Source organism: Pediococcus acidilactici DSM 20284, assembly GCF_000146325.1.
In the GTDB taxonomy this organism is placed as follows: Bacteria; Bacillota; Bacilli; order Lactobacillales; family Lactobacillaceae; genus Pediococcus; species Pediococcus acidilactici.
The window spans coordinates 1,248,421-1,263,776 of the sequence record NZ_GL397067.1; the positions used below are offsets into that span (position 1 = coordinate 1,248,421).

Genomic DNA, 15,356 nt, shown 5'->3' on the forward strand with positions numbered 1-15,356 from the left:
TTCTCAACAATAATTTTTTAATATTCGATCCAATGAATGAACAATCAGACAATCCCGACTTAATTAAATAACTTCTTATCGTTCCGCAAAATATCAACCAACTTTTGCACTTGATCGAGAGCCTGTCCGATCGTTAATTGATAGATGTTGCTAGTACCCTTTTTTCTAACCGAAACTAACTTTAAATCTTTTAATTGCTTCAAATGATGCGATACTGCGGGCTGGGAAAGACCAATAATCTTCGTCAATTCCCCAACCGTCAAGCCTTTTTCACTTTCCCCTAAAGTAATCATAATTTGCTGGCGCCGCTCGTCGGAAAGCGCGTCTAGCAAGGGGATATTCTTCTTAAAAGCTGCGAGTGCCTTGCTATGCTCCACCATCAGGTCGTCCTCCATTCAAACATTCGAATATTTAAATACAGGAGGTATTTTACCGCGAATTATATTTTAATTCAACCTTTAAGTTCAATTCAATTTTTCTTCAATTTTAGTTGTTCTAAAATACCATTGGCCTTCCTTAAAGCCGTGGTAGAATTAACTTAATTACGAGAACAACGAGGTCATATTTTGAACAAAATCGAATTAACCAGTCAATTTATCCAACAACATTTAAATCAATTTCAGTGTCCCGTTTGCCAGGGAGCTTTTGCATCCGCGGAAACTGGTACCGTCGCTTGCGAAAATCAACATACTTTTAACGTGGCGAAAAAAGGAAACCTCTTTTTCCTTAGTCATCCCGTCAAAACCGAATATACTGACGAAATGCTACGCTATCGCCACCAATTCTTAACGGCCGGTTTTTTCGATCCGATGCTTGAACAGGTTCGGAAATTGCTTGCTGGCGGTCTTATTTTAGATGCCGGCTGTGGCGAAGGCACCACCACCAAATGGCTTGCTGACCATTCGAGGGGAAACTTAGTCGGCCTGGATATTTCCAAACCAGCCATTAACATTGCTAGCGCAGGGGTGGCACTGGAAAATCAACCGCTCTTCATGGTAGGTGACTTAGCTCGTTTGCCATTTGCCGACCATCGTTTAGACGCCATCGTCAACATTTTGTCACCCGCTAATTACCAAGAGTTTGACCGTACCTTAGCCCCAGACGGCGTGCTGGTTAAGGTCATTCCCGGCAACCATTATTTGCAGGAGCTTCGTCACTTAGTTTATCCGGAAGGACCACACGCTACCTATAATAATACGCCAGTTAAGAAACACTTTATCGAACACTATCCCCAAGCGAAATTCTCGACCATTAGGTATGAATTTCTGCTTGACCAACCGCTTTTTACGGCCTTGTTCAACATGACGCCCTTAACTTGGCAAGCACAAGAAAACCGGGAGCAGCTCCTCCAACGTCCATTAAATTCCATTACCGCGGAGTTTGAGATTGCCGTGGTACATCATTTTTAAACGTTCAATTGCGACCAACCAAACCTCAGTCATTGCATAAACCGACTGGGGTTTTTATTTAGCAGTTGGAGTATTGATCCACCACGTGCAAACAGAGTCTAAAACCACAAACGTTAATAGCGTTGTCAAAAATTGCCACCCTTCATGAACGTGCATAAAATCGACCTTACTAACCAAAAACATAGTCACCACGGTGCCCCCAAATGCTACCAAATCGCCACGCGTAATCCATTTACGCAAATCATCACTCTCCTTTCGAGATAATACGCTATTCACTAATTAATATACCCAGTTAAATTATACTCTTTGAGCACAATTATATACATCCCGTAAACTAATATAGAATAGAATCCCATATATAAAAACAGTTTCAACCAAATGACAATTGTTGAAACTGTTTCTTGATATTTTATATGTTAATCCATTAGTGATAATTAAAATCTCAGTTACGATAATGGATTTTTTCGTAAACTAATTTAATAGTTCAAGTGCTTTAGCACAGAGATTGTAAAGAATCATCGTATTCCGGTTGTCAAAAGTAAGGTACTTAGCAATCATACTTTTGGCTTCGTTTATCTTATCCCGGTCTACTTCTGCAGCCAACTTGGTATGGGTACCGTCTGTGAAAAGCGCGTTAACCGCATCAATCACTGCTTGTTCTTCTTTACTTGCAGCTGGACGAATATCATTTGAACTTTCTAACAAACGCTCTGCTTTTTGGTATAACTTATATAGAACCGTGAAGTTACTGTTACCTGGTTTAACATATTTTACAAACAATGCGTTAGCTTCTTTGAGCATTGCACTGTTAGCCTTGTCAGATAATTTTGTGTATGTGTCATCACTAAATAGCGCCTTAATTGCATCAATTGCTTCTTGTTCGCCTTCACTACTTGCTGGACGAATTGTTCCTGATGCTTCTAGCAAACGTTCTGCTTTCAAACATAGGTTCCACAGCCTACTAAAGTTAGGATTAGCTACACTTACATTTTTTGCAACCAAGTCCTTCGCAGCCTCGACTTTAGCACTATTAGTGCTATCTGCCACACTACTTAGCGATGAATCAGCAAATAGCGCATAAACCGCTTCCTCTGCTTCACGGATTTTATCTTCGGTATTAGCGTTATCGAGCAAATTTTTTGCCTTACGACATAAGGTCATTAACATTTGATAATTGTTATTACTTTGTGACACATTTTTTTCAACTAACTTTTGGGCTGCTTCGATTTTTTCAGTAGTAACACCCTTCGCTAATTTAGTATGTGCTTCATCTGAAAAGAGTGCGAAAACTGCTTTTTCCGCTTCTTTTACCGCTGGGTCATTATTTTCTGCAAGAAGCTTTTTAGCTTTTTGGCAAAGATCATTTAATCTTTGATAATTTTCGTTGTTAGTTGGAATTTTATCAACTAATTTTTGGGCTGCTTCAATTTTTTCCGCAGTAACATTCTTCGCTAATTTAGTATGGCTACTGTCTGCAAACAATGCAGTAACTGCCTTAGTCGCTACTTTAACGTCGTTTTTAATTGCTGTGTTTAACAAGTTTTTAGCTTTGGTGCATAAATTACGTAACTCAACGTAGTTAGGGTTTGATGTTGGAATTTTATCAACTAATTTTTGAGCTGCTTCAATTTTTTCTGTAGTAACGCCCTTCGCTAATTTAGTATGACTACCATCTGCAAACAATGCATTAACAGCATCTGTCGCTTTTTGGATATCGTTTTTAGTATTGGAGTCGTTATTAGATGCGCGTGAGAAGGATTTTGCCCGATCACATAACGACATAAGCCGTTGGTAATTACTATTACTATGCGGCACATTTTTTTCGATTGTTTTTACGGCAGCTTCAATTTTTTCAGCAGTAACTCCCGTTGCTAACTTAGCGTGGGTCCGATCCGTAAATAATGCGTCAACTACCTTTTCGGCCGCTTTAATAGCAGAAGCATCATCCGAGCTATCACTTAATTTGTGCCTTGCACTATTACACAAACTTAACAATAGTTGTGAATCTCTGTAAGTTAATACGGACTTATGTACTAAAGCTTCTGCTGCATCAACCTTTGCACTAGTTACTCCGCTTGCTAATTTGGTGTATTCTTTATTAGCAAACAAGGCGTGCACTGCATCAGTTGCTTTTTTAGCATTTGCCTCTTGTGAGTTAGCTGCCGATACAGCATGCTGGTTAGTATGTGCTGCATGTGTAACTTTAGCACCCACAGTTCCTAGTGTTAGTGCGGACATTGCTAAGACTGTATATTTGGTATACCTCATTATAAATAAACCCCTTTTTATTTTTATTTTAACCACTGTATATGGTGTACACCAATTATGCCCTACAAAGTGATTTTCGGCAACACTTTTTTAAATTTTTTCTGCCGGTAAATAAAAAAGGGTAGCTCCGCTCGTTAAATCGTTACCACCCCTAATTTCACTAAATTTTAGATTAAGAAAAAATTCACTTTATAAAGTATTGATTATCATGATTTACCTATAATAAGCCTTAGTTATATTTAGTAAGCTTAATTCATAAGACTCAGAAAGCGCTTAGTCGCAGAAGTTAATAAGTTGCTGACTAGCTGAACTAAACGCAAATTCTTCAACTATTATCTCACCATGAGGAACTACTTTTTATCAACTGCGTGCCCGCCAAATTCATTTCGCAGAGCCGCCACCACCTTGCCGGTGAAAGTATCGTCTTGCATCGAACGATAACGCTCCGCAACCGCTGCATAAATTACTGGGGTAGGGACGTGGCGGTCCATAGCTTCTTCCACCGTCCATTGACCCTCGCCGTTGGAATGCATTCGTCCCGCAATTTCAGCTAGGTGCGGATCCTTACTGAAAGCGTCCTGAGCAAGTTCAATCAGCCAGCTCCGAACTACCGAGCCATGGTTCCACAATTTGGCGACCGCTTCGTTATCATAATCAAACTGGGAGGCTTCCAATACTTCAAAACCTTCCCCAATTGCAGCCATCATCCCATACTCAATGCCATTGTGAACCATTTTAAGGTAGTGTCCTGAACCAGCCTTACCAGTGTAGAGATAACCATCTTCCTGGGAAATATCTTCAAATAATGGGCGGATGGTTTCAAAGGCTGCGGCGTCATCGCCCCCAATCATGAAATTCCCGCCATTAAGTGCTCCGCGCCAACCACCTGACGAACCAGCATCAAAATAATGGATCCCTTTTTCCGAAATCAGCCGGTTATGCCGCAAACTATCCTTCCAGAAGGTGTTTCCGCCGTCGATTAGGTAATCACCCGCTTCTAGCAGGTCGCCTAGCTGCGCAATTGTTACATCGGTCGGCTTGTTCGCCGGCACCATTACCCAGACCACCCGGGGAGCCGTCATTTTTTGCACCATTTCAGCTAACGAAGCCGCTCCAGTTGCTCCATAACCGATCGCTTTTTCAACTAACGCGTTATTCAAATCAAATCCGACCACTTTATGCTGGTGACGCAACATGTTTTGGGCTAAATTAATGCCCATTTTTCCCAAACCAACTAATCCGATTTCCATTATCGTTACCCCGCTTAATGTTTGATTAAATTGCAAATGTTCACGTGAAACCTTACAATTAAATTATAGCACGGTCCCCATTTTGTACAACCGTTTTCATGAATTATTATTAATTCTCATTTTTGTTGTATAATTGGAGCTGCTACGCTTGAGTAATTTAAAAGGAGCATCCTATGACAAATAATTCTTCAAAACGGACCACGATTATTGATATTGCCAGTCACCTTGGTATTTCACACACCACCGTTTCTCGGGCGTTAAACGGGAGTCCTAAGGTGAAGGAAACTACCCGACGGAAAATTGTGGAGGCCGCCCATCAACTAGGCTACGTCCCCAACCAAAACGCACGCGGACTTAACCAAGGACGGACCTACACGATCGGCCTGTTTTTTACCGATCTACAAAACGGGACTTCGGGGCTCTTTTTAACCAGCATTATTTTAAATATCCGGGAACAGTTACCCGAAAATTACGTCCTCTCAATCAATTCCATTAACGACCATGACCGCCTTAGCTTTTTCGACGGCGTAGTGGTGGTTAGTCAATCCGTGAAGGACGAAGAATTCATTAATAATTTAGTTCAAATGAAAATTCCCGTCGTGGTGCTCAACCGCAAAACGCAAATTCAGCCCGTTTATAACTATTGGCTGGACAATTATTCAGCGGCTCGCGAAATGACCACCCACGCGCTACAAGCTGGGCACCGTAATGTAGCCTTAATTCGCGGCTCCCTGGATTACGCTTCAACGCAGGAACGTTCGCAGGGTTACTTTGCCGCAATTCAAGAATGGGACGCAGCTCACCCGACCAAGTTATTCGCCCATCCCCCAATCGAGGGTGAATATACCGCTAAGGGTGGCTGCCGGGCAATGGAAGAACTGTTGGCACGGCCTAACTTTCCGGATTACGTTTTCATCGAAAATGACGACATGGCAATTGGGGCCCTTCGCGCGATCAACACGCATCCTAATCTAAAGCATCCGGTCAGTGTTTCCGGATTTGATGACATGGACATTGCCACCTACACTTCACCATCCTTAACTACCGTCCATAGCCCGATCACCGAAATGACCGCGTTAGGGATTGCGACTTTGAAACATTTACTAACTAACGATGAACTCGACGACGACATCCCGTTTAAAAAATGCTTTAAAATGCCGATTATTTACCGGGAATCGTTGCGCAAATAAAATTAGAAATGCTGCCAACTTGGTTAAAACCGATTGGCGGCATTTTTTTGTTTCTTCCAGTTAACCAAATCAAGGGAACCAATCGCAAAGTTCGCGATTAATTCCCTTGCGCTCCTGCTGTTTTGCTGAAACGTGTTCCAGCCCTCAAAGCTCTCCGATTAACCAAATAAGAGCACTAATCGCCAAATCCGCGATCAGTGCTCTTATTCTGTTAATTCTCGATCTTTACCCGAGGCCTTCCACACTCTAATGCGTTCTCTGATACTCCGCTATACTATCGTATTCACCTGCCAACTCTCTCGACAACCTAATATAGATTGGCATCAAATCACGGTACGCCTTAAAGTTTGCTGGGTTTGGTTCATACTTATTTACCGCATCCTTTACCAAAAAGTCTTCGACCTTCGTCAAATCCTTTGCCAAACCTAAGCTGATTTGGGCGATTACCATCGCACCCATGCAGCCACCCTCAACCGACTTAGGGACCTTCACCGGTTCCTCAAATACGTCGGCCAAAATATGCTTCCATAATTCTGAATGCGCAAAGCCACCGGTCGCCAAAATTTGTCGGTCACCTTTCGGCATGACTTCTTCCAACGCCAAGTTAACCGTGAATAAATTATAGACAATTCCTTCCAAAATGGCCCGCAACATGTGCGCTCGCGTATGGGTCTGCGTCAATCCAAAGAAGGATCCCCGCGCATTTCCAGACCAAATCGGGGCCCGTTCACCACCTAGGAAAGGATGGAATAGCAAGCCTTTGGACCCGGCCGGTGCCTCGCCCGCAATCTTCGTCAACAGGTCGTACGGATCTTGGTTGAGGAGCTCCGCGGTACTTTTTTCGGCGTTGAAAAACTGGTCGCGAGCCCAGCGAAGCACTACTCCACCATTATTAATCGGCCCGCCAATAATCCATTTGCCCGGTAAAACTGGATAGCAGTAAATCCGACCTTTTGGATCAAATTGGGGCTCGTCCACCATGGTCCGTACCGCGGCCGAAGTTCCAATATCAATTGCGATCTGACCCTTCCGCACCGCGCCAACCCCAATGGTGGTCGCCACGCCATCCGAAGATCCCATTACAAACGGGGTTTCCGCAGGGATCCCAATTTGTTTTGCTAATTGCGGATTTAAACCATGGACCTGGTGCGTGGCTTCCACCACTTGAGGTAATTGGGAGGCTTGCAATCCTAGTTGTTGCAGAGCTGCCACGTCCCACTGCATTTCCCGGGTGTTAAATAATCCCGTGGCCGCCGCCATCGGTTGCTCTTCCAAAAATTGACCAAAGTATTTCCAAATAATGTACGATTTAATTCCTAGCCAGTACTTAGCTTGTTTAAACCGCGCGGGTGCTTCATGTTTATACCATTGTAATTTGTAGTAAGGCGCCATGGGGTGGGTGGGCACGCCCGTCCGTTGGTACAGTGTCAGTCCCGAACCGTCCCGTTTGGCTTGGTCGGCATACTTTTCAGCCCGGTTATCCGCCCAAATTGCGAGTTTAGTCACCGGGTTAAATTCGTCATCAACCCCCATGATGGAATGTTGCTGTGCACTTAACGAAATTGCCAAAAGCTGATCTTGCGCGGCGTCAAAATGGGCGGCTTGGATAACCTGCTGTAAAACGGCCACCGTCGCGTCGTAAATCACGTTCGGGTCTTCCTCGGCGGAGTCCACATTTTCGCGAATGATTGGATAAAGTTGGTGGGCAACTTGCACAATCCGACCCTTTAGGTCAAACAGTACCGCCTTCGTACTGGTGGTTCCAATATCCATTCCAATGATATATTTCATGATTAATACTACCCTTCAATTAAAGTTTTGCCGTTAATTCCCGTACCAATGGGCGTTCGTTGACGATGTTTTGCACATCGGATACGCATTTTTCACCCATCCCGTGCAAGCATTCGTAAGTGTAAGCAGAGGTGTGCGGCGTAATCAAAAAGTGTTCGTTCTTCAAGAACGGATGATCCGCCCGCACTGGTTCAACTTCCATGGTGTCGGCTGCGTAACCACCAACTTGACCCGCTTCTACCGCGGCTAACATGGCATTTTCGTCAATCAGCGCACCCCGCGCGTGGTTAACAAAGTAAACGCCCTTTTTGACCTTCTTTAAAGCGGCTGCGTCAATTAGGTGATAATCGTCATCGTTCAAGGAGGCGTTCAACGAAATGTAGTCGGCCCGTTCCAAAAGTTCATCTAGGCTCACCCTTTGTACGTTATTGTTTTCTAGCCAACCTTCGGGAGCCTTCGGGTCGGGGTCGTTAATTAAAACGGGTCCGCCAAAAATCCCAAATAGTTCCGCTACCCGGCTACCAATGTTTCCGGCGCCAATTACACCGAAAGTTTTGCCGGAGAATTGATTACCCATAAAACGGGCCCGGTCTTCATAATGGTCGGCCTTAATTGCATCCCCAGCCGGAACCGCCTGCCGAACCAGCGCCATCAGGTTTGCCAATGCATTTTCCGCGACGGCATTTCGTTCTACCAATGGGGAAACGATGGTGACCTTCGTGCCGTGCGCCTTCGCTGCTGCTAAATCAACGTTGTTATAGCCAATTCCATGACGTGAAATTAACAATAGTTCATCCTTATTATCAAAGAATTCCTGATTGAAATTTGGGGTTACGCTAGCGACCACCACGTTGAAACCCTGTAGCTTTTCTGCCAATGATTTACCATCGATATCCGTCGGCAGCATAAACCGTTTAACTTCCCCAATCTTTTCGAGGGCTTGCCAATGTTCTTTGAAAACTTGTCCAAAACTACTTGAGTTGACGACCGCAATCCGATATTTTGCCATTTCTCATTCTCCTCTGTTTAATTTACTTGATTTAATTTTTGATGTAGGGTTTGTGCAACCGCGCCCGGTCCCTGTAGCATTTCCGCTAGGTCGGCTTCAATTAGTTCTGCCAAACCAGATTCTACCAGGTCCACGCCGAATAGCTTCTGGTTAGCCAAAATCGGTTTGATTTGGGCTTGGAGGTTTGCATTTTCACCTAGTTGAATTCCCTGAAGCTGTTCTTTTAGGTAGTCCATTAACGGATCTGGACTAGGTTCAAACGCCTGCCCCTTATCATCAAGCGCTAATAGATAACGTAGCCACGCGGCGATCGTTAACGGGATAAATTTCAAGTCGGTAACCTTCAACGTTGGATCTGCCAAATAGTGTTGAATAGTTACGCCATAGCGCACCGCCATTTTTTGCGATGTGTCGGTCGCAATGCGTTGCGGAGTGTCGGGAATGTATGGATTAGGCAGCCGTTTTTCAACCACTTCGTCAATGAAGGCTTTCGGGTTAATTACCTTCGGATCCTTCACCACTGGCAAACCTTCCACGTAACCAATTTGCTTAATTAAGTCCACCAAGTCGGCATTCTTCATTTCTTCGGAAATCGAGTGATAATCCAGCAATGAACCAAAAATTGCTAAGGCTGTGTGCAACGGGTTCAAGCAGGTTGTAACCTTCATTTCATCAACATCGTTAACCGTCGCCCGGTCCGTCACGATCACCCCAGCCTTTTCAAGTGCCGGACGACCGTTTGGAAAGGCGTCTTCGACTACCAAGTAATGAGCTTCTTCCGTGTTAGCAAAGGAAGCTAGCATTGCGCCGTACGAGGCTTTAAACGGGGTCATATTTTCCACGCCCTGGGCCTCTAAGCTTTCCCCTACTGCTTTGGCAGGGTTCGGGGTGATCCGATCGATCATGGACAATGGGAAACTAACCTTGTCCGGGTTTTGCAAATAATCTAAGAATTCGTCTTCGACCAACTGATTCGCCGCCCAGCCTTTAGCAATCGTTAAGACCGACTTCTTCAACCGGTCCCCATTTTGAGAAAAGTTGTCGGTACTTAGTAATGCCAACGGTAGCTGGCCGTGATTGAAGCGGTCGTAAAGTAAACTAGTAAGGCGGGCAATGTTATTTACCGGATTTTCAGGACCCGCCGCGACGTCCTCTGCCACGCTAGCGGTTAAGTTACCTTCCCCATCCGTTAATGCATAGCCCTTTTCAGTAATTGAAAACGTAACTAGTTGCAACGACTGGTTTTCAAATGCTTTGCGTAATTCTTGGCTAGGCGCCTCTGCAGAATCAAAAACTGCGTCTGCAACCGAACCAAAGACCGCGGATTCCAACGTGCCATCCGCTTTGGTAACGACCCGCAAGACTTGGTTGTGATTATCGTGGTAAACCCTTTCAACAACTTCCTTACTAAAGGTATCGACTACTAATAAACCAGCGTCTAACTCCCCTTGTTCAATCAACTCATCCGCAATAGCCGCGTGAAACGCCCGGAAAAGGTTGCCTCCTCCGAAGTGAATCCAACGGGGTTGGGTGACCCCTTTTTGCGCAACGGCATCGTGGTCGTAAGTGGGAACCTTAATTCCGGCCTTTTCAAACTCGGCCCGGTGGGTAATGTAATTATCAGATAGCTTAACCATTTCTATTTTTCACCTCAAATTGATTTAATCGAAGAAACCAAAGTATTCGTGTGCGTTGTTATAAGCAATGTTTTGAACTACCTTGCCCAAAATCTCGGCATCGTCAGGAACCCGGCCCTGCGCTACCAAGCGGCCAAAGAAGTTGCACAATACCCGCCGGAAGTATTCATGCCGCGGATATGATAAGAAACTCCGGGAATCGGTCAACATCCCGACGAAGTTTGGTAAAAGACTTTGTTGGGCAAAGACCCGGAGCTGTTCGTCCATCCCTTCGGCAGTGTCGTTAAACCACCAGGCCGCTCCAAGTTGAATCCGTTGTTTGGTTTGCCCTTGGAAGGATTGCATGAGCGTTGCCAATTCCATCCAATCGTTTGGGTTAAGGGAGTAGAAAATCATCTTAGGAACCACGCCCTCTGCCGACATCTTGGTCATTAATTTTTGAATGCCGTCGACGATGTCTGGCTGAGTCCCCATTGAGTCAAAACCGGTATCCGGACCTAATTTTTCGTACATTGGTTTGTTGGCGTCCCGCAACGAATTGATGTGGAATTGCATTACCCAGTCAAATTCGTTGTTGAGTTTCATTAAAACTTCTAACAACGCGGTTGTATAACCGTCGCGTTCACGTTCTGTCAAAGTTGCTCCATCGGCCGCCTTGGTTAAAATCTGGTCTAGTTCTGCTTCAGATAGCTCCACAAAGTGGTAGGATGGCAACGAGTGGTCGGATAAACGGCTTCCCATGTCCTTAAAGAATTCAAAACGCTGCCGTAACGCCTTCGCCAAATCTTGGAAGGAATTGATGGTTACCCCAGCGGCCTTTGCGAGGGTTTGCAAATATTCGCCAAATCCAGGTTTTTCAATCTGCATTAGTTTATCCGGCCGCATTGCGGGAACCGTCTTGAAGCCGGATTCCGCTTCTTCGTCTTGCAAAAGTTTGTGATAGTGCAAATCCGAAGCCGGATCGTCAGTTGTCGCTACTAGCTTAACGTTGGAATTTTTAATCAAGTTGCGGGGCTTGAAATCATCGGTCGCTAATAATTGGTTGGCCTTCTCCCAAATTTGGGGAGCGGATTTAACGGTAAGTGGTTCATCGATGCCAAAGAACCGCCGTAATTCCAAGTGGGTCCATTCGTAAAGTGGGTTACCATACGCATGTTCAATGGTATCCGCCCATGCCAGAAATTTTTGGTATTCGTCACCGTCGCCGGTAATTAAATCCTCGCTAACCCCGTTGGCCCGCATTAAGCGCCACTTGTAGTGGTCTCCGTAGGTGCCTTCGTTTAGCCAGATTCGGCTAATGTTGGGATAGTTTTTATTTTCGTAAATTGCTTGGGGGCTTAAATGACAGTGATAATCAATAATCGGCATCTTTTCTGCGTAATCGTGGAAAAGGGTCTTCGCCATTTCGTTTTCCAGCAAAAAGTCTTTATCAAGTAATTTCATGACTGCTACCTTCCTTTATTGATTTAGTCTTGGGGTTCGTATTTATCTAAAACAGCTTGTTTCGTGGTTTCGATTCCTTGTAATAGGTCAACGTGTTCCGCCATGTGCAAGCTCAAGTACTTGTCGTATTCGTCAGCGTGGTGAAGCAAAATATCAAACAAACGGTCCCGGTATACATATTGGTAGTTCTCGGTGTACCCGAGGATCGAACCGTACATCGTGTGCAAAACTTGCCGTGCGTCGTCATCCACGAGCAGCATGTTGACGTCTTTTTCGGTGAGGTCTTCAGGTTTGGGCGCCTTGCCATCGGTTTGCGCATTGAAGACGTAGAAGTCCTTTACGTCATCGAGGTTGTCATAGCTAAACTTGTAAAGTTCCAGCATGAATTGGGGATCTTCGTGAGCAACCACCCGGAGCGCCTCAAGCCAGTTGGTTCCCGCCGTCTTAACGTGCCAACCGTGCTGGTTAGCTAAGCGCGCAATTACTGGATAGGCCGAAAGTTTATCGGATCCGGAATGTACGCTAAGTTTGTAGCCAAACTTCTCGGCAATCGCTTCGTGTTCGCCAAAGTCTTTTTCAAACCGGTCAAGGTCGCCAATGTAGTCGATCGCCTTTTGGAATTCCCCGTAGAAACGGGGAGCCAAGGTTTCGAGAGTGATTCCGGCATCGGCCAATTCGTTGGCAAAGAAGTAGTGTTGTGCCGGAGTTGTAGAAACCGGCGTCTCGTCAACCGAAACTTCAAAATCCAAAGCGTATGGTTTAACAAATTTTTCGTTGACCCATTCTGCGAAGAGGACGCCTTCGTTAAAGGCCAACACCGCTTCCTTCAAGTCCCGTGGGCTAAATTCGACCACGTCGCCGTTGCCTAACTCAAAGCGGTGGTTGAGGTACTTCTTTTCAAATTTTTCGCGAATTTCAGGGGCTAATTCGTTATACTTCGCGTCCAAGTCTTCATCTGAATAAGCTAAGTATTCGGTATGGGTCTTTTCGGTGAGGTCTAAAGTAATCATCGTTGCGCCCGAACGTACCGCGTAGTCAATTTCGTACGCATTTTTAACATGGTCGCCATCTGCACCCCAGCCGTCGCGGTAGCCTTCTTCAAAAACTGACCACGATGCTGCTTCAATTACGTCGGTGAAGGTCCGGTTACTCAATAACAGTTCCCGAATTGATTGTTGGGCGAGGACGGGGAAAATGCCGCGACCCTTTAACAATTTCAAATGGGCGTTAGACGCAATTCCGAGCCGGTCGCCTAAGCCAAGCGTGTATTTGTGACCGTGCCGGGAAGACGGTTTAATCCAGGCAAACCGTTTTGCCAGTGCTTGGTTATTGAAGAAGTTCAGCGGGCCCTTCAATAAAACGTAGTCGTCATCAACTAAGGTCTCGTCAGCTTGGAAATCGCGAGCTTTGCGGGCATCTTCGTAAACTATCAGGCTCTTCTTAATTCCTTCACGATAGATAAAGTAAACGTTGCGCCGGTCAATTTGTACTGAAGGGCGGTAAATTCCCTCGTCAACGTCCGCATCCGGATTTTCAATCAATTTTTTAACATCCAATAGTAAATTTTCTAAAGCCATTCCAATTACCTCTTTCTTAAATTACAAAGTGCCCTTTTCCCAACGGCCATGGTCTAGGTCATTAGAAATCCGGTTAAACTTATCGTCATCCAACTTAAACAAGAACAGTAAAATCACCCCAGCCAGTGCCAAACAAATTGCCGGATATAAAGTCATCGCAATCTTGATTCCGTTGAGCGCAGAACCAGTTTGCGTGTGGTTAGCCACGTAACCGGTAATTGCCAACAATCCCGAAGAAACTAACGCCGCAATTGATTGGGCGATTTTCCGTGAGAAGTTAAACGCGGCGTACGTAATTCCTTCTTTACGGGTTCCACTATGCCATTCACCATAATCGATGACGTTAGAAACCATTGCCCAAGTAATTCCGTTCGGGATCGCTAACGCTACGTAACCAATCGTCACGAATAGGATGAAGGTGTACAAATTCGTCGGCAAGAAGAAATTGATTGCGTTAGCCACTGCCCCGATAAATAAGCTCACGATGGCAGTTTTCTTTTGCCCGAAATGTTTGGTTAAGTACGGAACCATGAAGACCCCGGCAACCGAACTGCCCATCATGATGAAGTTAATTACTGGTTGCAAACCGATGTTGCCCAGGTTGTACTGTGCGTAAAAGACCATCATTTGGTTATTAGTGTTCATTGCCGAAATCGTAAACAGCGTCATTAAAACTAACGCGCCCAACGGTCCGTTAGTAAAAACCACCTTAAAGTAGTCCTTCATGCCTTCCTTTTTGGCATCCTCGTCGCGTTTGATATGCAGGTTTTCGCGCGTGCCCAAGAAGCATACTAAGAAACCCAGTACCCCCATTACGCCAAAGATGGCAGCGGAAATGGTATAGCCGTGTAGCGGGTGACCACCGCTAGTCAATTGCATTAATGGGATAAAAGCCACCCCAGCAATTAATTGGGCCGCTACCGAACCAATTTGCCGAGTGGTGGACATGAAACTCCGGTCCTCCAAGTTCCGGCTCATTACCGAAGCTAGCGATCCATAGGGGTCGTTAGTTAGGGAGTAAAAGACGCCCCAAATCATGTACGTTACTAAAGCATAGGTGATCTTTTGCGTCATGGTTAACCCGCTTGGCATGGTAAAGGTGACCACCGTCATAATTGCTAAAATTACTGCCGATCCCATCATGATCGGCCGGAATTTACCGTGCTTACCACGCTTACGGTTGTCAATTGCCGCACCCACGATGGGATCCATCACCGCGTCAAAAATCTTAGTAAACGCAAAAATTGCCCCGACGACTCCGGCCGCAATGCCGGTTCCATCGATCCAAAACTTAGTTAAATAAGCTTGCCCAAGGTCAAACATGAAGCCGTTCCCCATGTCACCAAATCCGTAAGCAATTTGCTGTGATTTAGGGATTCGCTTGGTGGAGTCGTTGAGTAAAACCTCGTGGTCCGGCGCGCTTGAATGTACACTGTCCGCCATATTTTTTACCTCCGTAATTAGTTGTCTTCCAAAAATGTTCGCGTGAACATTTTTGCGCAACCACTACTATTAATTTAAAAATCAAACCCGTATCCTAGATCAACCAAGAAAGTTATGTAGTCCAAATTCACGTGAAAATTAGCTGACTTTCTTACACGGTTATGTTAACACAACCACTATGAAAGCGCTACCTTTTTCTGGCGATAAAAATTATTTGAAACCCTTTTTGCTAAATTAGTATAGCAACTCATAATTTCTTTCCAGACGTGACTTATTTTAGTATTTATTAATTAGCGGAGCTAATCTTAACTTCCCCACTAAAAAACGTTCTCGGATTTC

General features: G+C 45.0%; 12 protein-coding genes. 2 read left to right on the top strand and 10 right to left on the bottom strand.

Translation table 11 applies throughout. The features are described from left to right. Window positions 1-59 precede the first annotated feature (59 nt). Window positions 60-380 (bottom strand): ArsR/SmtB family transcription factor, encoded by a 321-nt coding sequence (locus HMPREF0623_RS06120; protein WP_002829430.1) that lies wholly within the window; start codon window positions 378-380, stop codon window positions 60-62. Between the two features lie 186 nt (window positions 381-566). On the opposite strand from HMPREF0623_RS06120, the gene HMPREF0623_RS06125 reads away from it, so the two are divergent. Next, the gene (locus HMPREF0623_RS06125; RefSeq protein ID WP_004166349.1) at window positions 567-1,409 is read left to right on the top strand and encodes a methyltransferase domain-containing protein; all 843 of its coding nucleotides are present in this window, start codon (window positions 567-569) and stop codon (window positions 1,407-1,409) included. 54 nt (window positions 1,410-1,463) lie between these two features. On the opposite strand, the gene HMPREF0623_RS06130 is transcribed toward HMPREF0623_RS06125, so the two are convergent. The 3 genes from HMPREF0623_RS06130 to gnd form a co-directional block, all read right to left on the bottom strand. Next, window positions 1,464-1,649 (bottom strand): hypothetical protein, encoded by a 186-nt coding sequence (locus HMPREF0623_RS06130; protein ID WP_004166350.1) that lies wholly within the window; start codon window positions 1,647-1,649, stop codon window positions 1,464-1,466. Between the two features lie 231 nt (window positions 1,650-1,880). Then, on the bottom strand, window positions 1,881-3,677 hold the full coding sequence (locus HMPREF0623_RS06135) for a toxin Cry1Ac domain D-VI-related protein (RefSeq protein WP_210726746.1): 1,797 nt from the start codon (window positions 3,675-3,677) through the stop codon (window positions 1,881-1,883). 350 nt (window positions 3,678-4,027) lie between these two features. Further along, on the bottom strand, window positions 4,028-4,927 hold the full coding sequence (gene gnd / locus HMPREF0623_RS06140) for a phosphogluconate dehydrogenase (NAD(+)-dependent, decarboxylating) (RefSeq protein WP_004166352.1): 900 nt from the start codon (window positions 4,925-4,927) through the stop codon (window positions 4,028-4,030). A gap of 173 nt (window positions 4,928-5,100) precedes the next feature. On the opposite strand from gnd, the gene HMPREF0623_RS06145 reads away from it, so the two are divergent. Continuing rightward, entirely contained in the window at window positions 5,101-6,117 is a 1,017-nt protein-coding gene (locus HMPREF0623_RS06145; protein ID WP_004166353.1) for a LacI family DNA-binding transcriptional regulator, read from the top strand. Window positions 6,118-6,363: 246 nt separating this feature from the next. Here HMPREF0623_RS06145 and HMPREF0623_RS06150 read toward each other — a convergent pair whose 3' ends face one another. The 6 genes from HMPREF0623_RS06150 to HMPREF0623_RS06175 are packed head-to-tail and all read right to left on the bottom strand — an operon-like array spanning window position 6,364 to window position 15,017. Further along, window positions 6,364-7,908, bottom strand: a complete 1,545-nt coding sequence (locus HMPREF0623_RS06150; RefSeq protein ID WP_004166354.1) for a gluconokinase — start codon at window positions 7,906-7,908, stop codon at window positions 6,364-6,366. A gap of 19 nt (window positions 7,909-7,927) precedes the next feature. Further along, on the bottom strand, window positions 7,928-8,917 hold the full coding sequence (locus tag HMPREF0623_RS06155; RefSeq protein WP_004166355.1) for a D-isomer specific 2-hydroxyacid dehydrogenase family protein: 990 nt from the start codon (window positions 8,915-8,917) through the stop codon (window positions 7,928-7,930). 17 nt (window positions 8,918-8,934) lie between these two features. After that, entirely contained in the window at window positions 8,935-10,554 is a 1,620-nt protein-coding gene (locus tag HMPREF0623_RS06160; RefSeq protein WP_002829408.1) for a mannitol dehydrogenase family protein, read from the bottom strand. 24 nt (window positions 10,555-10,578) lie between these two features. Next, on the bottom strand, window positions 10,579-11,997 hold the full coding sequence (gene uxaC, locus HMPREF0623_RS06165; RefSeq protein ID WP_002832595.1) for a glucuronate isomerase: 1,419 nt from the start codon (window positions 11,995-11,997) through the stop codon (window positions 10,579-10,581). 23 nt (window positions 11,998-12,020) lie between these two features. Then, a complete protein-coding gene (locus HMPREF0623_RS06170; RefSeq protein ID WP_004166356.1) occupies window positions 12,021-13,574 on the bottom strand; it encodes a tagaturonate epimerase family protein in 1,554 nt (517 codons plus the stop codon). A 21-nt stretch (window positions 13,575-13,595) separates the two neighbouring features. After that, entirely contained in the window at window positions 13,596-15,017 is a 1,422-nt protein-coding gene (locus tag HMPREF0623_RS06175) for a glycoside-pentoside-hexuronide (GPH):cation symporter (protein WP_036671322.1), read from the bottom strand. Window positions 15,018-15,356 lie beyond the last annotated feature (339 nt).